We start from the raw sequence: 19,036 nt of genomic DNA on the forward strand, positions 1-19,036 counted from the left end.
CCGTCAGCTCAGCGGCAGCCGGTACTGACCGCCCGCGAGCGGTTCGACCAGACCGTCGGAGACCAGGCCGTCCAGTGCACGGGCCCGCTGCACCGGCTCCTCCCACACCGCGTCGAGCGCCGACTGAGGCACCGGGGTCACGGACTCGCGCAGCACCGCGAGGAGCCGGCCGCGCACCTGCCGGTCCGTACCGGCGTAGGTCTGGCCGCGGCGCGGGGGCCCCTGGTGCGCGGGCTTCCCGGCCAGCCGCCATGCGCACTGCCCCGCGATCGGGCAGCGCGTGCAGTCCTCGTTCTTCGCGGTGCAGACGAGGGCGCCGAGCTCCATCGTCGCGGCCGCCCACTGCGCCGCCTGCTCGTCCTGCTCCGGGAGCAGTGCGCGGGCGAGCTTGCGCTCGGCGGCGGTGGTCGCGTTCGGCGGGTACTGGATGCCGCTCGCGGCCCGGGCGAACACCCTGCGGACGTTCGTGTCGAGGACGGCATGCCGCTGCCGGTAGGCGAACGAGGCAACGGCGGCCGCCGTGTACTCGCCGATCCCGGGCAGCGCGAGCAGCTGGGCGTGCGCGCTCGGTACGTCGCCGCCGTGCCGTTCCGTTATGGCCTGGGCGGCGCCGTGCAGGCGCAGGGCCCGCCGCGGGTAGCCGAGCCGGCCCCACGCGCGGACCGCCTCGCCGGGCGGTTGTGCTGCGAGGTCGGCGGGGCGCGGCCAGCGGGCCAGCCACTGCTCGTACACCGGGAGGACCCGGTTGACGGGGGTCTGCTGCAGCATGAACTCACTCACCATCACACCCCAGGCGCCCGCTTCGGGGCGGCGCCAGGGCAGATCGCGGGCGTGCTGGTCGAACCACCCGATGACGGGAGTGTGGAGGGAGGTGGGGGGCGTCTGTGTCGCAGTCGTGGCAGTCATCGCACCGCCGATCCTGGCACGGAAGGGCAGACGAGGGTCAGGGGGACGGGGGTGTCGCCCCTTGAAAGAGCCCTTGGAGTGATAGGGACACCCGTCTTTCCCTGCTCTGACGGACCCGCGTTCCGGCAAGTGGCGGCACGTCCCGCGAGCCGTTGCGGCAACTGGCCCCATGGATCGCCTCCGGGCGACGCGGTGCTGCCGTGCCCGCTGCCGGGGCCCGCGGCCCGGTGCGGCGCCCATCGCCCCCGAAGCTCGCATGCCGTAGCCGAATGATCACTTGAGGTGCCCGTGGCGTGGTTCCGGACGGGAACAAGCCGCCCCAGGATGATGATCGGCAAAACTTGGTGGCCTGTGGCGGCGGGTGGGGCGGGAGTTGGCGCTGTTCTCTCGTACAGTTTGCGCCGTGGGATCTCTGCGTAATCCGATCGGGCCGCTTCCCTCCACCATCTACTGGCGACGGAGGGCGGTAGCGGCGACGCTGATTGCGCTGCTCGCGTTGCTGATCGTATGGGCCGTCACCTCCGGTGGCGGCAAGGGGAATCACGACGACTCGCGGGCCCCCGGCTCCGGTCCCGTGGACTCGATCACGCCAGGACCCTCCGGTTCCGGCCCGGCGATCAGTGAACAGCCGGGCGGACGCGACGAGTCGGGCGACACCGGCGACACCGGCGGCAGCGGCGGGAGCGGCGGCGGAAGTTCGGACGCGGGCTCCGGCGGAGCAGGTGACGGGGCGGGCGACGACGGCAACGGCTCGGAGACGGAAGCCGGTTCCGGTGCGAGCGGCGGATCGGGCGGCGGAACCGCGGGACAGCAGGTCCCGGCCGGCTCCGCGCTTCCCGACTGCGTGCCCGCCGCGTTGCGGCTGACCCTGAAGACCGATCTCCGCTACGGACCCGGCGAGAAGCCGAAGTTCCGGCTGATCGCCACGAACACCTCGTCCACCGCGTGCAAGGCCGACTTCGGCCCGAAGTCCGCAGTCCTCACCGTCACCGAGGCGGGCGGTGACGACGAAGAGGTGTGGTCCTCCAAGGACTGCCCGCGCAACGCGGCCGCCGTGCTGCTGAAGGTTCCGGCGGGAGCGACCGTCGAGCACGCCGTGGAGTGGGATCGCGGCAAGAGCGCCCCGAAGTGCGCGACGCCGCCTGCGGGGTCCGTGGGCCCCGGTACGTACCTGGTCGAGGCCAAGGCCGCGGGTGAGCCCGTGCAGCGCGCCTCGTTCGTCCTCGCGAAGGACTGACGCGGCGGTACGCCGGACAGGGCGGCCGGGTCGGAGGGCCAGGGGATCCGAGGGCCTGTGGAGGCCCGGCCCGGCGGCACCGGCACAGCGGTCCGGCCTGGCGGCCGGACGCGGCTGCACGTACCGCCGCCTGCACGTACCGCCTACACGTACCGTTCGAGAATCGACGACTCGGCCAGCCGGGACAGCCCCTCGCGCACGCTGCGCGCCCGCGCCTCGCCGACCCCGTCGACCGTCTGGAGATCATCCACGCTCGCGGCGAGCAGCTTCTGCAGACCGCCGAAGTGTTCCACCAGCCGGTCGATGATCGCCCCGGGCAGCCGCGGCACCTTGGCGAGCAGCCGGAAGCCACGCGGAGACACTGCCGAGTCGAGCGTCTCCGGAGAGCCGCTGTATCCCAGCGCCCGTGCCACGACCGGGAGTTCGAGCAGCTCGGTGTGGGACAGCGCGTCCAGCTCGGTGAGCGCTTCGGCCACCGTGCGCGAACGCTTCGCGGTCGGCTCCGGCACGTAGTCGCGCACGACCAGCTCGCGCTCCGGCTCCACGCCCGCGATCAACTCGTCGAGCTGGAGCGAGAGGAGCCGGCCGTCGGTCCCGAGCTCCACCACGTACTCGGCGATCTCGGTCGCGATCCGGCGGACCATCTCCAGGCGCTGGGCGACGGCGGTCACGTCCCGGACGGTCACGAGGTCCTCGATCTCCAGGGCGGAGAGCGTGCCCGCCACCTCGTCGAGCCGGAGCTTGTACCGCTCCAGCGTGGCGAGGGCCTGGTTGGCGCGGGAGAGGATCGCGGCGGACTCCTCCAGGACCCGGCGCTCCCCGTCCACGTACAGCGCGATGAGGTGCATCGACTGGGAGACCGAGACGACCGGGAAATTGCACTGCTTGGAGACCCGGTCCGCCGTGCGGTGACGGGTGCCCGTCTCCTCGGTGGGGATCGAGGCGTCCGGGACCAGCTGGACGCCGGCCCGCAGGATCTTGGTCATGTCCTTGTCGAGGATCAGTGCCCCGTCCAGCTTGGCGAGCTCGCGCAGCCGGGTCGCGGTGAACTCGACGTCCAGCACGAAACCGCCGGTGCACATCGACTCGACGGTCTTGTCCATGCCGAGCACGATCAGCCCGCCGGTGTTGCCACGGAGAATGCGCTCCAGGCCGTCCCGCAGGGCCATTCCGGGCGCGACGGCGGTCAACGAGGCGCGCATCAGCGCCTCGTTCCCGGTGCTTTGGCCGGACTTTCCGGGCGATGCTGCCCGGTCGCTGGCTGCCACTGCACTCCTCCGGTCACAGGTTTTGCGGTGCCCTTAGGGCCTCTCGTTCGGACCTTGCCGGGCTCGCGCGGTCCGGCGCGCACGCCCGAACGAAAGACCCTACGTCCCTCATGCCGTTCGTACGGACGGGCGAGACCAGGGCAAAGTCTACCGGCGTGCGCCGTCCTCCCGTGGGGCCTGTGTACGAGAGCGGCCCGGCAGCACTCTCAGGGCGTCGCCCATGTTGGCGACTTCCGTGACCTTCATACCGGCCGGGACCTTCCCCGGATCGGTCGGAACGAGTGCGTGGGTGAAGCCCAGACGGTGTGCCTCGGCCAGTCTGCGCTGGACCCCGGTGACCCTTCTGACCTCCCCCGCGAGCCCCACCTCGCCGATCGCCACCAGGTTCTTCGGCAGCGGTGTGTCGCTTGCCGCGCTGGCCAGGGCGAGCGCGATCGCGAGGTCCGCGGCCGGCTCCGAGAGCTTCACACCGCCGACCGTGGCGCTGTAGATGTCCCGCTTGCCCAGCGAGCTGATCCGGCCGCGCTGCTCCAGGACGGCCAGCATCATCGACACCCGGGACGTCTCGAGACCCGAGGTGGTGCGCCGGGGCGAAGGGATCTGGGAATCGACGGTGAGCGCCTGTACCTCGGCGACCAGCGGGCGCTTGCCCTCCAGGGTCACGGTCAGGCAGGTGCCGGGCACGGGCTCGTCCCGGCGCGTCAGGAAGAGGCCGGAGGGGTCGGCGAGACCCGTGATGCCCTCGTCGTGGAGCTCGAAGCAGCCGACCTCGTCGGTCGCCCCGTAGCGGTTCTTGACGCCGCGCACGAGCCGCAGCCGGGCATGGCGGTCGCCCTCGAAGGAGAGCACCACGTCGACCAGGTGCTCCAGCAGCCGCGGCCCGGCGATCGCCCCGTCCTTGGTGACGTGGCCGACCAGCAGGGTCGACATGCCGCGCTCCTTGGAGGCCCGGATGAGCGCTCCCGCGACCTCGCGGACCTGCGCCATGCCGCCGGGTGCGCCGTCGATCTCGGGGGAGGCGACGGTCTGTACGGAGTCCAGGACGAGCAGGGACGGCTTGACCGCGTCCAGATGGCCCAGGACCGCGGACAGGTCGGTCTCGGCGGCCAGGTACAGATGGTCGTTGATCGCCCGGATCCGGTCGGCGCGCATGCGGACCTGGCTGGCGGACTCCTCGGCCGTGACGTAGAGCGTGCGGTGCTCCTCGCTCGCGGCCTTGGCCGCCACGTCCAGCAGCAGCGTGGACTTCCCGACGCCCGGCTCGCCCGCGAGCAGCACGACGGCGCCCGGCACCAGTCCGCCGCCCAGCACCCGGTCCAGCTCGCCGACGCCCGTCGAGCGGGCGGTGGCCTGGCGGCTGTCGACCTGGCCGATGGGGAGGGCGGCGGTGGAGACACGGCCGGCCGCCGTGGTCCGGACCGCAGGGGCGCCGCCGAACTCCACGACCGTTCCCCAGGCCTGGCACTCGAAGCAGCGGCCGAGCCACTTGGCGGTCGTCCAGCCGCATTCGGTGCAGTGATAGGACGGCCGGTCCTTCGCGGATTTCGTACGGGCAGCCATGGCGCCACCGTATAGGTGAGGTCGGACAGCGGAGCCCGGCGCGGTGCGCGGGCGGAGGTCGCCGGTGGGGTCGCGCACCGCCACCGTGGGCGGAATCGCGGATTCCTGTCCCTTATTGAGCGATACGTTCACCCGTAAGGGTTAAATGTGCTCAAGGGGTGCGAGAGGGATGCCCCGCCCTGCCTACGGTCGCAAGGTGACGAGCAGCAGCCTGGAGACCCCCACGAACACCCCCGGCGCACACCGGGCGCAGCACCGCGCGCCCCACTCGTCGCCGAAGCAGCCGCCGGCCCGTTACGAACCGCATCTCGACGGCCTGTTCACGTACTGCCTCTCCGTGCTCTGCGACCACGACTCGGCCACCGAGGCGCTCGGCGGAGTGCTGGCGCTGGCGGAGCGGCAGGGCGGTCGGTGTCCCGCGGACGAGGAGGAACGCCGAGCCTGGCTGTACGCACTGGCCAGATGGATGTGTCTGCGCAGGCTCGGCGAGCAGAAGCAGGGCCGCCAGGCGCATCGCAGACCTGACGGGTCCCGGGCGCGCAGACAGTCGGCCAGGGCGCAGGACGACCATCGCGTCGCGCCGGCAGCCCGCGCGGGACGGCGCACGTCCGCGTCCGCGCACACCTCGAAGGCTGCGGGCGCACCACCGCTCACACCCTCCGCGCCCCGCTCCGTCACGTCGGCGTCCCTTGCGTCCGCCTCCCCCGGCATGTCCGCGGAGAGTCCCGCGGCCGCCGAGGCGCACCGCCGCGAACTGGCCCAGCTGGCCTGGCCCGAGGCGGCGGGCACCACCCCCGAACAGCGTGAGGCGCTGGAGCTCGCGGTGCGCCACCGGCTCACCCCGCGCGCGGTCGCCGCCGTCCTCGGGCTGGAACCCGCGACCGCCCGGGAGCTCCTGGCCGCGGCCGCCTGCGAGGTGGAGCGGACGAGGGCCGCCCTCGCCGTCGTGGAGAAGGGCAACTGCCCCGCGGTGGGCAGGCTCACCGGTGACCATCGCGTGCTGCTCTCCGCCACCCTGCGCCGCGAGCTCGTACGGCATGTGGACGACTGCCCGAGCTGCCGCCGCGCGGCCGAGCGGGCCGGTGCGCAGGGCCCCTGGCCGGGGGCCGCGGTCACGCCCGTGGCCGTGCTGGCGGTCGTCGAGGCGCCGCGCCCCTCCGCCTACGTGGCGATGCTGCACGCCCAGAAGCACCAGAAGAATCGGTCCGCCACACCCCGGTTCGACCGGACGGGCTTCCCGATGGACCCGAAGGACCACGCCGCGCGCCGGGACCGGCTGCGGTCCAGGGTCATGACGACGACGGTCGTCGCCACGGTCGTCGCCGCCCCCGTGATCGCCCTGTGGTCCGCCTACCGGGGCGCGCCGCTCACCGGCGAGGGACGCGAAGGCTCGGCGGTCACCGCGACCGAGACGGGCGACGGCCACGGGTCCGACGACCCGTACGGCCACTACGAGAACGCGGGCAACGCCCGGCCCGAGCCCGGCGCCGGTTTCACGGACGGCGACCGCCTACCGGACGTCTCGGCCGAGGTCATCAGTGTGGGCGCGGACCCGGACCGGGACGGGGGAGGGGACGGCGCGGGCCGCCTCACCGTCGAGGCCCGCTCGTCCGGCGGCACGACGACGATCACGCTCACCGCCTCGAAGGCGGGCCCGGTCGCCTGGTCGGCCGGCACGGGCCAGTCCTGGCTGCGCCTGAGCAGCACCTCGGGAACGCTCGCGGCGGGCGAGAGCATCACGGTCCGCGTCCTCGTGAACCACGCGCGCGAACCCGCCGGGTACTGGACCGCACGGATCGCCGTCGCCCCGTCGGGGGCGGTCGTGGCGATGCACGGGTACGGGGGGCGGGCGCCTTCCGCCTCGCCGCGGCCTCCGGTGCCGAGCGGCCCGTCCCACTCGCACCCGCCCGTCCCGGAGGAGCCGTCGCCGTCCTCCCCGGACCCCGATCCCACCCCGACACCCGACCCGACGGACACCACCCCGACGCCGACGGACCCGGGCTCGCCGAGCCCGTCCCCGGACCCGACGGACTCCCCGACCCCGACCCCGACCGACGACCCGGGGCAGGGCGGCCCGAGCACCCCGCCCGCGGCGGACTGACGGGCCCGGGGCTCCTGGGCCCGTCAGTCCGCCGACGGAGGACTGACGGGCCCGGTCCCGGGAGGAACGGGCCCGAGCACCCTGCCGGGGCGGCGGAGTGACGGGCCCGGGCTCCTAGGCCGGGTCCGCCGGGTGCGGTGCCATCGGCAGCAGCGAGGAGAGCCGCTCCTCGCAGAGCCCGACCAGCCGGTCGTACGCCTCCTTGCCCATCAGCTCCGTGAGCTCGGGCCGGTACGACACGTACACCGGCTCCCCGGCCCCGTGCGCCGACGTCGCCGACGTGCACCACCAGTGCAGGTCGTGGCCGCCCGGTCCCCAGCCCCGGCGGTCGTACTCGCCGATCGTCACCTGGAGCACACGCGTGTCGTCGGGCCGGTCGATCCAGTCGTACGTACGCCGGACCGGAAGCTGCCAGCACACGTCCGGCTTGGTCTCCAGGGGCTCCTTGCCCTCCCGCAGCGCGAGGATGTGCAGGGAACAGCCGGCCCCCGCGGCAAAGCCGGGACGGTTCTGGAAGATGCAGGAACCCTCCCAGCGCCGCGTCTGCCGCTCCCCGTCGTCATCGGTCTGGACCCAGCCCGACTCCGTACCCACGTCGTGGAACTGCCACAGGTCCGGAGTGAGCCTGGCCACGTGACCGGCCACCCGCTTCTCGTCGTCCTCGTCCGAGAAGTGGGCGCCCAGGGTGCAGCACCCGTCGTCCGCGCGACCGGCCTGGATGCCCTGGCAGCCACTGCCGAAGATGCAGGTCCACCTGGACGTCAGCCAGGTCAGGTCACAGCGGAAGACCTGCTCGTCGTCGGCGGGGTCCGGGAACTCCACCCACGCCCGCGCGAAGTCGATCCCCGTCTCGTCGGACCCCTGAGGTCCCTCTGTCTGCGGCTGCTGCATCTCCTGCTTCATCTTCTGCTTCTTCGTGACTTTGCCCGGCTTCGCCTTTTTCGTCTTTGGCACGCGCCCAGAGTAAGACCGAGGGGCGCATGGGCGGGGACCATGCGCCGGTCCGTCCCCGCCCGAAGCCGCAGTAGCGTTCTGCATATGAGACTCGGAGTCCTCGACGTGGGGTCGAACACGGTTCATCTGCTGGTGGTCGACGCGCACCCCGGCGCCCGCCCGCTGCCCGCGCACTCGCACAAGGCGGAGCTGCGGCTGGCCGAGCTCCTCGACGAGGACGGGGCGATCGGCCCGCTCGGCGTGGACCGGCTGGTGACGACGATCGCCGGCGCGCTCCAGGCCGCCGAGGACAAGGGCTGCGAGGACGTGCTGGCGTTCGCCACCTCCGCGGTGCGCGAGGCGAGCAACGCCGACAAGGTGCTGGCCAGGGTCCGCGACGAGACGGGCGTCGACCTCGCCGTCCTCAGCGGCACGGAGGAGGCCCGCCTCACCTTCCTCGCTGCCCGGCGCTGGTTCGGCTGGTCGGCGGGCAAGCTGCTCGTCCTGGACATCGGCGGCGGCTCGCTGGAGATCGCGTACGGGATCGACGAGGAACCGGACGCCGCCGTGTCGCTCCCGCTGGGCGCCGGCCGGCTCACGGCCGGCTGGCTGGCCGGCGATCCGCCGGGCCCGGCGGAGGTGAAGGAGCTGCGCCGCCACGTACGGGCGCGGATCGCCCGCAGTGTCGGAGAGTTCACCCGCTTCGGCCGCCCCGACCATGTCGTGGCAACGTCCAAGACCTTCAAGCAGCTCGCCAGGATCGCGGGCGCCGCACGCTCCACGGAGGGGCTGTACGTGCAGCGCACCCTCAGCCGAAAGGCCCTGGAGGAGTGGGTGCCGAAGCTGGCCGCGATGACGATCGAGGAGCGGGGGAACCTCCCCGGCGTCTCCGAGGGCCGGTCCGCCCAGCTGCTGGCCGGCGCGCTGGTCGCGGAGGGCGCGATGGACCTCCTGGGCGTCGAGGACCTGGAGATCTGCCCCTGGGCGCTGCGCGAGGGAGTGATCCTGCGCCGCCTGGACCACCTGACGTCCACCGAGGACGTGGCCCTGAACTGACGGGGCGGCCCCCGGCGTGTCACCGTCATGGCCCTTCTCACTTTCCACCGGACTCCCTCGGCGACGCGCACCGCTGCCCGTACGCTGTCTGCGTGGCAGAACCAGTGGTGCGCATCCCGGATGCGAAGGTCGCCCTGTCGACGGCCTCGGTCTATCCGGAGTCGACGGCGACGGCCTTCGAGATCGCCGCGCGCCTGGGGTACGACGGCGTCGAGGTCATGGTCTGGACCGACCCCGTCAGCCAGGACATCGAGGCCCTGCGGCGGCTCTCGGACTACCACCAGGTGCCGATCCTGGCCGTTCACGCCCCCTGCCTGCTGATCACACAGCGGGTCTGGTCCACCGACCCCTGGGTCAAGCTCCAGCGGGCGCGCGCCGCGGCGGAGAAGCTCGGCGCGTCGGCCGTCGTCGTCCACCCGCCGTTCCGCTGGCAGCGGGGTTACGCGCGTGACTTCGTCACCGGGATCTGGCGGATGGCGGACGAGACCGATGTGCGGTTCGCCGTCGAGAACATGTACCCGTGGCGCTACCGGGACCGCGAGATGCTCGCGTACGCCCCCGACTGGGACGTCACCAACGACGACTACCGCCACTTCACGGTCGACCTGTCGCACACCTCGACGGCGCGTACGGACGGCATGGCCATGGTCGACCGGATGGGCGACCGGCTGGCCCACGTCCACCTGGCCGACGGCAAGGGTTCCGGCAAGGACGAGCACCTGGTGCCCGGCCGGGGCGACCAGCCCTGCGCCGAACTGCTGGAGCGGCTGGCCCGGAACGGCTTCGACGGCCATGTCGTCATCGAGGTCAACACCCGCCGGGCGATGTCCACCGCCGAACGCGAGGCCGACCTCGCCGAGGCGCTCGCCTTCACCCGGCTGCACCTCGCCTCCTCGGCGCAGGTGCCGCGCTCATGACCCCGGGCGCCGAAGCCCCGGGCCCCAGGCGCCGCGGCCGCCCCTCCCGCACGACGGCGACGACCGGCCCGGACGCGCGCACCCGCATCCTGGAGGCCGCCCGCACCGAATTCGCCGAACGCGGCTACGACAAGACGTCGGTCCGCGGCATCGCCAAGGCGGCGGGCGTGGACGCTGCCCTGGTCCACCACTACTTCGGCACGAAGGACGAGGTCTTCGCGGCCGCGATCGAGCTCTCCTTCGAACCCGCCCTGGTGATCCCGGCCATCCTGGGCAGTGACAAGGACGGCCTGGGCGAGCGGCTGGCCCGTTACTTCATCGCGGTCTGGGAGAGCCCGGCGTCCAGGACCCCGCTGCTGGCGGTCATGCGCTCGGCCCTGACCCACGAGGCGGCGGCGAACGTGCTGCGCGGCTTCGTCCTGCGGCGCCTGCTGGGACGGATCGCGGAACAGCTGGACGTACCCGACCCCACCTTCCGCGCGGAACTGGCCGCCTCGCACATGGTGGGCATCGCGATGCTGCGGTACGTGCTCCGGGCGGAACCCCTGGCATCGGCGGACCCGGAGAAGATCATCGCGATGGTGGCCCCGACCCTGCAGCGCTACCTGACGGATCCGGCCTCGGCCGGCGACCCGGACCGGCCGGGCGACCCGGACCCATCCGCGTCAGGCCCCTCCGGCGATTGAGGAGCGGGGCCCGGGCGAGAGCCCCGAAACTCCTCGCTACCCGCGCCCGTCCCACCCCCGCTACCCGAGCCCGTCCCACCCCCGCTACCCGCGCCCGTCCCACCCTCGCAACCCGAGCCCGTCCCACCCCCGCAACCCGAGCCCGTCCCACCCCCGGTGCCCGCGCCGTCCCCACCCCGCACCCCTGCCTGACCGCCGCCCACCCCCTGGGCACCCAATCCCGCATTCCGGACACCCCGTCCAGATCCTGGCACCGGAGGCGTACGCTCGAAGCCAGTCTTTTCTGTCGAAGGAGCGAGAGACGATGCCGCAGCTGAGGTCCCGCACTGTCACCCACGGCCGCAACATGGCGGGCGCGCGCGCCCTTATGCGCGCCTCGGGCGTAGCGAGCGAGGACATCGGCAAGCCGATCATCGCGGTCGCCAACTCGTTCACCGAGTTCGTCCCCGGCCACACCCACCTCGCCCCGGTCGGCCGGATCGTCTCCGACGCGATCAAGGCGGCGGGCGCGGTTCCCCGTGAGTTCAACACGATCGCGGTGGACGACGGCATCGCCATGGGACACGGCGGCATGCTCTACAGCCTGCCCTCCCGCGACCTCATCGCCGACAGCGTGGAGTACATGGTCGAGGCGCACTGCGCCGACGCGCTGATCTGCATCTCGAACTGCGACAAGATCACCCCGGGCATGCTGATGGCCGCGATGCGCCTCAACATCCCCACCGTCTTCGTCTCCGGCGGTCCGATGGAGGCCGGCAAGGCCACCCTCGTCGACGGCACGGTCCGCAAGCTCGACCTGGTCAACGCGATCAGCGACGCGGTCGACGAGAGCATCTCCGACGAGGACATCCTCCGCATCGAGGAGAACGCCTGCCCCACCTGCGGCAGCTGTTCCGGCATGTTCACCGCCAACTCGATGAACTGCCTGACCGAGGTCCTCGGCCTCTCCCTCCCCGGCAACGGCTCCGTCCTCGCCACGCACACCGCCCGCAAGGCGCTGTACGAGGACGCCGGCCGCACGGTCGTCGAGATCACCAAGCGCTACTACGAGCAGGACGACGAGACGGTCCTGCCGCGCGCCATCGGCACCCGCGCCGCGTTCGACAACGCCATGGCGCTGGACATCGCCATGGGCGGCTCGACCAACACGATCCTGCACCTGCTGGCCGCCGCCGAGGAGGCGGAGCTGGCGTACAACCTCGACGACATCAACGAGGTCTCGCGCCGGGTCCCGTGCCTCTCCAAGGTCGCCCCCAACGTGGCCCCCGGCGGTACGTACTACATGGAGGACGTCCACCGGGCCGGCGGCATCCCCGCCCTCCTCGGTGAGCTCCACCGAGGCGGCCATCTCAACGAGGACGTGCACTCGGTGCACTCCGACACGCTCGCCGAGTGGCTCAAGAACTGGGACGTCCGCGGCGGCTCGCCGTCCCCCGAGGCCGTCGAGCTGTGGCACGCGGCCCCGGGCTGCGTCCGTTCCGCGACCGCCTTCTCGCAGTCCGAGCGCTGGGACACCCTCGACATGGACGCGGCGGGCGGCTGCATCCGTGACGTGGAGCACGCGTACTCCAAGGACGGCGGCCTCGCGGTCCTCAAGGGCAACATCGCCGTGGACGGCTGCGTCGTGAAGACGGCCGGTGTCGACGAGTCGATCTGGACCTTCGAGGGCCCGGCGGTCGTCTGCGAGTCGCAGGACGAGGCCGTCGACAAGATCCTCCGCAAGGAGATCACGCACGGAGACGTCGTCGTCATCCGTTACGAGGGCCCGCGCGGCGGTCCCGGCATGCAGGAGATGCTCTACCCCACGTCCTTCCTCAAGGGCCGTGGCCTCGGCAAGACCTGCGCGCTGATCACCGACGGCCGCTTCTCCGGCGGCACGTCGGGCCTGTCCATCGGCCACGCCTCGCCCGAGGCGGCGTCCGGCGGCACGATCGCGCTCGTCGAGGACGGCGACCGGATCCGGATCGACATCCCGAACCGCTCGATCGAGCTCCTCGTCCCCGACGCCGAGCTGGCCACCCGCCGTGAGGCGCTGAACGGCGTGTACGCGCCGAAGAACCGCGAGCGCAAGGTCTCGGCGGCGCTGCGCGCCTACGCGGCCATGGCGACGAGCGCGGACCGCGGCGCCGTCCGCGACGTCTCCAAGCTGGGCTGAACCAACCGGGTCCGGCCCCTCCCGCGGGGGCCGGACCCGCGGTCCCGCCACCTCCGTACCTGTGGCGGGACCACCGCAGCAGCCCCGTGCTCCGCCCCGCCCCTGGGATAATCGACCTCGTGAGCGAGAACAGCGACACCCCCGACGGCACGGCCCCCGACGCCACCGAGTCCGGCACAGCGTCCGGCACGGCGTCCGCCGGAGCCCCCGCGACCGCCCCCGGCCCGCAGCCCGAGCCCATCCGCTTCTTCGGTACGACCTGGGTCAGCCACGACGGCAACTACGGGCTCCGCCGCGCCGGGGCGGCCGTCGGCTCGCTCGCCGCCGCGGTCGCCTCCTGCTTCGTGCTGAGGTTCGCCTACCAGGGCCTGGAGATCGCCGACGTAGGCAGCTTCGTCGGCCTGCTGGTCGTCCTGATGTTCGCCATCTGCAGCGCCGTCGCCTTCCGCAAGACATGGGAGGGCTTCAGCCGCCGCCCGGCCGACCCGGGCCGCGAGGACACGCTCCGCGGCCTCAAGACGATCGGCTTCATCGGCTCGCTGCTCGCGTACTTCTTCCGTACGTTCTCCGAAGCGCCGGGCGAGAAGCTGCGGCGTACGGAGTACGAGGCGGCCCAGGCCCGGTTCGCGAAGCGCCGCTCGGCCCGGACCGGGAACCCGGCGGCCCGCAGGACGGCCAAGGCGAAGAAGGCCCGCCGCAAGTAGGCGGGACTCGGGGCCCGGTCCGGGCCCCGAGGGCCACGATGGCCCCATGACCGCAACGGACTCCCCGGAAGCCACTCCGGACCACACCCCGAGCCCCTCGCCCGCCGCCCCCTCGCGCGCCCTGTCCTTCGACCGGGCTGCCGCCCAGTACGCGGCCGCCCGCCCCGGCTACCCGGCTGCCCTGTTCGACGCCGTCGAGGAGCTCTCCGGCCGCCCCCTGTCCGGCACCCGCACGATCGACGTGGGCGCGGGCACCGGCATCTCCACCCGCCACCTCCACGACCGCGGCGCCCGCGTCGTCGCCGTGGAGCCGGGGCCGGGCATGGCGGCCGAACTGCACCGCAGCCTGCCGGGTGTCCCGCTGGTGCGGGGCGACGGCAACCATCTCCCGTTCACCACGGCCTCGGCCGACCTGATCACCTACGCCCAGTCCTGGCACTGGACCGACCCGTTCCGCTCCGCCCCCGAGGCCCGGCGCGTCCTGCGGCCCGGCGGCGCACTCGCCCTCTGGTGGAACGTCGCCGACCGCGACGCCCCGTGGGTCGCCGCCCAGGACGCCCGGCTGCGCCGCTTCTTCGGGGCCGAGGCGGGCACCGAGGACACCAGTGCCCACGGCTCGCCCGTCCGCCACGGCGATCTGCCGCCCGGGCTCGACTTCGTACACCGCCGCGTCCCGTGGACCCGCCGGATCCCCCTGGCCACGCACCTGGCCAACCTCGGCAGCCACTCCGCGTTCCTGGTCCTTGGCGAGGCCCCCACCCGGCGCTTCCTCGACGAGGAGCGCGAGCACCTCGCACCGCTGTTCCCGGACGGCACGGTCGAGGAGGCGTACGTCGTCGACCTGAGTGTGGCCATCGCCTGACGGCCCCGGACGGTACCGGTGAGGGCCCCGGACCGAACCTCTGACAGACCCGGACCGAACCCGGGCCCGCCGACGCGCGGTCCCTTGACGGCGGCGCCCTGCCGCCCCAAAATTCATCACATGATGAATTCTTCGGGCGCCGCCATCGAGGCCCGTGGCCTCACCGTCGTACGAGGCAGCCGCACCGTCCTGAAAGGACTCGACTTCACCGTCGAACCCGGCAGGATCACCGGCCTCCTCGGCCCGTCCGGCTGCGGCAAATCCACCCTGATGCGGGCCGTAGTCGGCACCCAGGCCAAGGTCACCGGCACCCTCGACGTCCTGGGCAGCCCCGCGGGCCACCCCACCCTGCGCCCGCGCATCGGGTACGTCACCCAGGCCCCCTCCGTCTACACCGACCTCACCGTCCGGCAGAACCTCGACTACTTCGCGGCGATCCTCCGGCCGGGCCGCCGCCACCGGGACGCCCGCCGCGAGGCCGTCACCCGCGCCGTCACCGAGGTCGACCTGACCAGCCACGCCGACGATCTCGCCGGCACCCTCTCGGGCGGCCAGCGCACCCGGGTCTCCCTCGCAGTGGCGCTGCTCGGCACTCCCGAGCTCCTCGTCCTCGACGAACCCACCGTCGGCCTCGACCCGGTACTCCGGCGCGACCTCTGGAACCTCTTCCACCGCCTCGCCGTCGACCGCGGCACCACCCTGCTCGTCTCCTCCCACGTCATGGACGAGGCCGAGCGCTGCCACCGGCTGCTTCTGATGCGCGAGGGCGAGATCCTCGCCGACGACACCCCCGAGGCCCTTCGCGCCGGCTCCGGCACCGAAACCGTCGAAGAAGCCTTCCTCCACCTGGTCGACGCGGCCGCCACCCGTCAGGAGAACGCCCGATGAGCACACACGCACCCACACCCCCGGCGGCAAAGGGCGCATCCCCGCTGACGGCTGCCCGCACCCTTTCCACCGCCGCCCGGGTCCTGCGCCAGCTGACGCACGACCCGCGCACGATCGCACTCCTCCTGCTCATCCCGGTCGTGATGATCACGCTGCTGCGATACGTCTTCGACGGGGCCCCGCAGACCTTCGACGCCATCGGCGCCTCGCTCCTCGGCATCTTCCCGCTGATCACGATGTTCCTGGTGACCTCGATCGCCACCCTGCGCGAACGCACGTCGGGCACCCTGGAGCGCCTCCTCGCCATGCCGCTCGGCAAGGGCGACCTGATCGCCGGCTACGCCCTCGCCTTCGGGGCCGTCGCCATCGTCCAGTCGCTCCTGGCCACGGGCCTCTCGGTCTGGGCCCTCGGCCTGGACGTCACCGGATCGCCGTGGCTGCTGCTCCTGGTCGCCCTGCTCGACGCACTCCTCGGCACGGCGCTCGGCCTGTTCGTCTCCGCCTTCGCGGCATCGGAGTTCCAGGCCGTCCAGTTCATGCCGGCCGTGATCTTCCCGCAGCTCCTGCTCTGCGGACTCTTCGTCGCCCGCGACCGGATGGCACCCGCGCTCGAAGCGATCTCGGACGTACTGCCCATGTCGTACGCCGTCGACGGAATGAACGAGGTCCTCCATCACACCGCCGTCACCGGCAACTTCGTCCGCGACATCGCGATCGTGGCCGGCTGCGCCCTCCTCGTCCTCGCCCTCGGTGCCGCCACCCTCCGCCGCCGCACCGCCTGACGGCCCGGTGCGAGGATGGCGCCACGAGAACAGTGAGCACAGCCCGGAGGGTGAAGCGCATGACCCAGACAGTTGCAGTCCTCGGCACCGGCAAGATCGGCGAGGCCCTGCTCAGCGGCATGATCCGGGCCGGCTGGCGCCCGGCGAACCTGCTGGTCACCACCCGCCGCTCCGAGCGTGCCGCGGAGCTCCACGACCGCTACGGAGTCGACGCGGTCAGCAACGCCGAGGCGGCCAAGCGCGCCGACATCCTCATCCTGGCGGTCAAACCCCAGGACATGGGCCGCCTCCTGGACGAGCTCTCCGCACACATCACCGCCGACCGCCTGGTCATCAGCGCCGCCGCCGGCATCACGACCGCCTTCATCGAGGAGCGCCTCACCACGGGCACCCCGGTGGTGAGGGTCATGCCGAACACCCCCGTCCTGGTCGACGAGGGCATGTCCGTCATCTCCGCGGGCAGCCACGCCACCACCGACCACCTCGCCACCACCGAGGCGATCTTCGGAGGCGTCGGCAAGACCCTGCGCGTCCCCGAGTCCCAGCAGGACGCGGCCACCGCCCTCTCCGGCTCCGGCCCGGCCTACTTCTACTTCCTCGTAGAGGCGATGACGGACGCCGGCATCCTGCTCGGCCTGCCCCGCGCCCAGGCCCACGACCTCATCGTCCAGGCCGCCATCGGCGCCGCGGTGATGCTCCGCGACAGCGGAGAGCACCCGGTCAAGCTCCGCGAAGCCGTCACCAGCCCCGCGGGCACCACCATCAGCGCCATCCGCGAACTGGAGAACCACGGCGTACGCGCCGCCCTCATCGCGGCACTCGAAGCAGCCCGCGACCGCAGCCGCGAGCTCGCCTCCGGCAACGGCTGACCTACTTCGCGGCAGCGATCAGCTCCGCACTGCGCACGACCTTCGCGAATCCACCGCCGTGCAGTGACACGGCGGTGGCCCGCGCCACCTCCTCCGCGTCCAGTGACCAGCCCCAGGGCCCGACCAGGTCGAAGGTGTAGGTCGCGTCGAGCGGTACGAACACCTCGTAACCGAGGTTCCCCGCCATTCGCGCGGTCGTCTCGACGCACATATTGGTCTGGATCCCGGCCACCACGATCTGCTCCACGCCGGCGGCGCGCAGCCACGCACCCAGATCCGGTGTCCCGTAGAACGCCGAGTTCACGCTCTTCGTCAGAAACAGCTCCTCCCCGCCGCCCTTCCCCCGCCGCTCCTCCACGTACGGCTTGAAGTCGTTCCCGGGATATCCCACCCGCAACGGCGAATCGGGCTTGGGCGAGTCATGCCGTACGAAGGCGACGGGCCGCCCGCTCGACTGCCAGGCATCGATCAGCCCGGCAATGTTCTCGTCCGCCGCGGGATTGTTCCGCGGCCCCCAATAGGCCTCTTCCTCGAACCCCTGCTGCACGTCCACCACGACCAGCGCTGCGTTCTCTGCGATATCCATGGCTCCGATCCTGCCGCCCCGCACCCTGGCCGCCCAGAGGTCAAAAAGTCATCGACCGATGCTTTACTGCCATCATGCCCGCGACCGAGACACCGCCCCCCGCACCGACCCGGATCGCCCTCGTCTCCTTTCCCGGCGTCCGCGCGTTCGACGTCTCGGTCATCACGGAGGTCTGGGGCGTGGACCGTACGGACCGTGGAGTCCCGCCCTTCGTCCTGCGCCGCACCGCGGCCACCGACGCACCCATCCCGCTGCGCGGCGGCCTCTCCCTCACCCCGGACCGCAGGCTCAGCTGGCTGGCCCGAGCCGACCTGATCGTCGTCCCGGGCCTCGACGACCACGTGACACCGGCGCCCGAAGCGGTCCTGGACGCGCTGCGCCGCGCCCACGCCCATGGCACGCCGATCGCCGCCCTCTGCGGAGGCGCCTTCACCCTGGCCCAGGCGGGCCTCCTCGACGGCCGTCAGGCAGTCACCCACTGGAACCTCACGGACCTCCTGCGCACCCGCCACCCCGCAGTGACCGTTGTCCCGGACGCCCTGTTCGTCCACGACGACAACCTCTGGACATCGGCAGGCACGGCAGCCGGCATCGACCTCTGCCTCCATCTCGTACGGACGACCCATGGCGCCGAGGCCGCGGCGACGATCGCGCGCTCGATGGTCACGGCCCCTTTCCGTACCGGCACACAGGCCCAGTTCATCGAGCACCCCACACCGCACGCCGACCGAGACGCCGACACGCTCGCGGCCGTACGCGCCTTCGCCCTGACCCGTCTGGCGGATCCGCATACGGTGGCGGAGCTGGCCGCCCGGGCCGGCATGTCGCCGCGTTCCTTCGCCCGTCACTTCCAGGCGAGTACCGGCACCACTCCGCTGCGCTGGCTGATCGCCCAGCGCATCGCCGCAGCTCAGAAGCTGCTGGAGCGCACCGATCTGCCCCTGCCCGAGGTGGCCCGCCGCACGGGCTTCGGCAGCGAGATCACCATGCGCCAGCACTTCGCCACCCATCTGGGCACCAGCCCCCGCGACTACCGCCGCGCCTTCCACCGCACCTCGGCGGGGACCGGGGTTGACACACCCCCTGCGCATCCGTAGTGTGCTCCGAGTTGTCCGACGTGAGCGCCGACCCCGGTCGGTCCCCGGACAGCCATTCCGCAGTAACCACAACGAGTGAGCGACACATGTCGTCTGTCTCTGCGTGCGCATTTGCGAAATGAGGAATCCGCGTTCGAAGGAACGTGACCCCGATTAGCGTCGAGGCCCTGGATTCCGCTAATGTCTCACTCGTCGGAACGGCCCAACAGCCGGGAGGACAAGCCCCGCTGACTGGGAATCAGGCCCGAGAGGATCTGATAGAGTCGGACTCGCCGGAAAGGGAAAGCGCGAAAGCGAAGAACTGGAAAGCGGAAATGCGAGGCCCGCTTCGACCGGGAATCGGACACGAAAGAGTCTGATAGAGTCGGAAACGCAAGACCGAAGGGAAGCGCCCGGAGGAAAGCCCCAGAAAATGTTCTGAGGGTGAGT

17 protein-coding genes are annotated in these 19,036 nt (G+C 72.2%); 12 read left to right on the plus strand and 5 right to left on the minus strand.

Annotation, left to right across the window (positions count from 1 at the left end):
• Window positions 1-3 precede the first annotated feature (3 nt).
• Window positions 4-906 (minus strand): A/G-specific adenine glycosylase, encoded by a 903-nt coding sequence (locus tag ACIOEW_RS17085; protein WP_362553004.1) that lies wholly within the window; start codon window positions 904-906, stop codon window positions 4-6.
• 445 nt (window positions 907-1,351) lie between these two features.
• Here ACIOEW_RS17085 and ACIOEW_RS17090 point away from each other — a divergent pair, with 445 nt between their 5' ends.
• Entirely contained in the window at window positions 1,352-2,143 is a 792-nt protein-coding gene (locus tag ACIOEW_RS17090; protein ID WP_401964471.1) for a hypothetical protein, read from the plus strand.
• A gap of 143 nt (window positions 2,144-2,286) precedes the next feature.
• Here the strand turns inward: ACIOEW_RS17090 and disA are convergent, their stop codons facing one another.
• A complete protein-coding gene (gene disA / locus ACIOEW_RS17095; protein WP_362553001.1) occupies window positions 2,287-3,411 on the minus strand; it encodes a DNA integrity scanning diadenylate cyclase DisA in 1,125 nt (374 codons plus the stop codon).
• 147 nt (window positions 3,412-3,558) lie between these two features.
• On the minus strand, window positions 3,559-4,971 hold the full coding sequence (gene radA / locus ACIOEW_RS17100; protein ID WP_362552998.1) for a DNA repair protein RadA: 1,413 nt from the start codon (window positions 4,969-4,971) through the stop codon (window positions 3,559-3,561).
• 196 nt (window positions 4,972-5,167) lie between these two features.
• Between radA and ACIOEW_RS17105 the strand changes: the two genes are divergently transcribed.
• The gene (locus ACIOEW_RS17105; RefSeq protein ID WP_401964437.1) at window positions 5,168-7,072 is read left to right on the plus strand and encodes a hypothetical protein; all 1,905 of its coding nucleotides are present in this window, start codon (window positions 5,168-5,170) and stop codon (window positions 7,070-7,072) included.
• Window positions 7,073-7,186: 114 nt separating this feature from the next.
• Here the strand turns inward: ACIOEW_RS17105 and ACIOEW_RS17110 are convergent, their stop codons facing one another.
• Window positions 7,187-8,026 carry a hypothetical protein gene (locus ACIOEW_RS17110; protein WP_362552992.1) on the minus strand — a complete coding sequence of 280 codons (840 nt, stop codon included), beginning with the start codon at window positions 8,024-8,026 and terminating at the stop codon, window positions 7,187-7,189.
• Between the two features lie 84 nt (window positions 8,027-8,110).
• Between ACIOEW_RS17110 and ACIOEW_RS17115 the strand changes: the two genes are divergently transcribed.
• From ACIOEW_RS17115 to proC, 9 genes are all read left to right on the plus strand, one after another.
• Complete coding sequence (locus tag ACIOEW_RS17115; RefSeq protein WP_362552989.1) at window positions 8,111-9,061, plus strand: Ppx/GppA phosphatase family protein; 951 nt, start codon at window positions 8,111-8,113, stop codon at window positions 9,059-9,061.
• A 92-nt stretch (window positions 9,062-9,153) separates the two neighbouring features.
• Window positions 9,154-9,978: a sugar phosphate isomerase/epimerase gene (locus tag ACIOEW_RS17120; RefSeq protein WP_362552986.1), complete on the plus strand. Its 825-nt coding sequence runs from the start codon at window positions 9,154-9,156 to the stop codon at window positions 9,976-9,978.
• Window positions 9,975-10,664: a TetR family transcriptional regulator gene (locus tag ACIOEW_RS17125; protein WP_362552983.1), complete on the plus strand. Its 690-nt coding sequence runs from the start codon at window positions 9,975-9,977 to the stop codon at window positions 10,662-10,664. The genes ACIOEW_RS17120 and ACIOEW_RS17125 overlap by 4 nt, the downstream gene beginning before the upstream one ends.
• A 304-nt stretch (window positions 10,665-10,968) precedes the next feature.
• The gene (gene ilvD, locus ACIOEW_RS17130; RefSeq protein ID WP_362552980.1) at window positions 10,969-12,819 is read left to right on the plus strand and encodes a dihydroxy-acid dehydratase; all 1,851 of its coding nucleotides are present in this window, start codon (window positions 10,969-10,971) and stop codon (window positions 12,817-12,819) included.
• A 119-nt stretch (window positions 12,820-12,938) separates the two neighbouring features.
• Complete coding sequence (locus ACIOEW_RS17135; RefSeq protein WP_362552977.1) at window positions 12,939-13,523, plus strand: hypothetical protein; 585 nt, start codon at window positions 12,939-12,941, stop codon at window positions 13,521-13,523.
• A gap of 46 nt (window positions 13,524-13,569) precedes the next feature.
• A complete protein-coding gene (locus tag ACIOEW_RS17140; RefSeq protein WP_401964438.1) occupies window positions 13,570-14,385 on the plus strand; it encodes a class I SAM-dependent methyltransferase in 816 nt (271 codons plus the stop codon).
• Window positions 14,386-14,505: 120 nt separating this feature from the next.
• Window positions 14,506-15,273: an ABC transporter ATP-binding protein gene (locus tag ACIOEW_RS17145; protein WP_401964439.1), complete on the plus strand. Its 768-nt coding sequence runs from the start codon at window positions 14,506-14,508 to the stop codon at window positions 15,271-15,273.
• Window positions 15,270-16,055: an ABC transporter permease gene (locus ACIOEW_RS17150; RefSeq protein WP_362552968.1), complete on the plus strand. Its 786-nt coding sequence runs from the start codon at window positions 15,270-15,272 to the stop codon at window positions 16,053-16,055. Before ACIOEW_RS17145 ends, ACIOEW_RS17150 begins: the two co-directional genes overlap by 4 nt.
• A gap of 59 nt (window positions 16,056-16,114) precedes the next feature.
• Window positions 16,115-16,924 (plus strand): pyrroline-5-carboxylate reductase, encoded by an 810-nt coding sequence (gene proC, locus ACIOEW_RS17155; protein WP_351003011.1) that lies wholly within the window; start codon window positions 16,115-16,117, stop codon window positions 16,922-16,924.
• 1 nt (window position 16,925) lies between these two features.
• Here proC and ACIOEW_RS17160 read toward each other — a convergent pair whose 3' ends face one another.
• Window positions 16,926-17,510 (minus strand): cysteine hydrolase family protein, encoded by a 585-nt coding sequence (locus ACIOEW_RS17160; protein ID WP_401964440.1) that lies wholly within the window; start codon window positions 17,508-17,510, stop codon window positions 16,926-16,928.
• 74 nt (window positions 17,511-17,584) lie between these two features.
• Between ACIOEW_RS17160 and ACIOEW_RS17165 the strand changes: the two genes are divergently transcribed.
• On the plus strand, window positions 17,585-18,607 hold the full coding sequence (locus ACIOEW_RS17165; protein WP_401964441.1) for a GlxA family transcriptional regulator: 1,023 nt from the start codon (window positions 17,585-17,587) through the stop codon (window positions 18,605-18,607).
• Window positions 18,608-19,036: the final 429 nt, after the last annotated feature.

The organism is Streptomyces sp. NPDC087901, assembly GCF_044742205.1.
Taxonomy (GTDB): Bacteria; Actinomycetota; Actinomycetes; order Streptomycetales; family Streptomycetaceae; genus Streptomyces.

Excerpts from the sequence above, each read along its gene's own strand:
- ACIOEW_RS17085 (WP_362553004.1), bottom strand. The coding sequence starts at position 906 with ATGACTGCCACGACTGCGACACAGACGCCCCCCACCTCCCTCCACACT.
- radA (WP_362552998.1), bottom strand. The coding sequence starts at position 4,971 with ATGGCTGCCCGTACGAAATCCGCGAAGGACCGGCCGTCCTATCACTGC.
- ACIOEW_RS17115 (WP_362552989.1), top strand. The coding sequence starts at position 8,111 with ATGAGACTCGGAGTCCTCGACGTGGGGTCGAACACGGTTCATCTGCTG.
- ACIOEW_RS17125 (WP_362552983.1), top strand. The coding sequence starts at position 9,975 with ATGACCCCGGGCGCCGAAGCCCCGGGCCCCAGGCGCCGCGGCCGCCCC.
- ilvD (WP_362552980.1), top strand. The coding sequence starts at position 10,969 with ATGCCGCAGCTGAGGTCCCGCACTGTCACCCACGGCCGCAACATGGCG.
- ACIOEW_RS17140 (WP_401964438.1), top strand. The coding sequence starts at position 13,570 with ATGACCGCAACGGACTCCCCGGAAGCCACTCCGGACCACACCCCGAGC.
- ACIOEW_RS17145 (WP_401964439.1), top strand. The coding sequence starts at position 14,506 with ATGATGAATTCTTCGGGCGCCGCCATCGAGGCCCGTGGCCTCACCGTC.
- ACIOEW_RS17150 (WP_362552968.1), top strand. The coding sequence starts at position 15,270 with ATGAGCACACACGCACCCACACCCCCGGCGGCAAAGGGCGCATCCCCG.
- proC (WP_351003011.1), top strand. The coding sequence starts at position 16,115 with ATGACCCAGACAGTTGCAGTCCTCGGCACCGGCAAGATCGGCGAGGCC.
- ACIOEW_RS17160 (WP_401964440.1), bottom strand. The coding sequence starts at position 17,510 with ATGGATATCGCAGAGAACGCAGCGCTGGTCGTGGTGGACGTGCAGCAG.
- ACIOEW_RS17165 (WP_401964441.1), top strand. The coding sequence starts at position 17,585 with ATGCCCGCGACCGAGACACCGCCCCCCGCACCGACCCGGATCGCCCTC.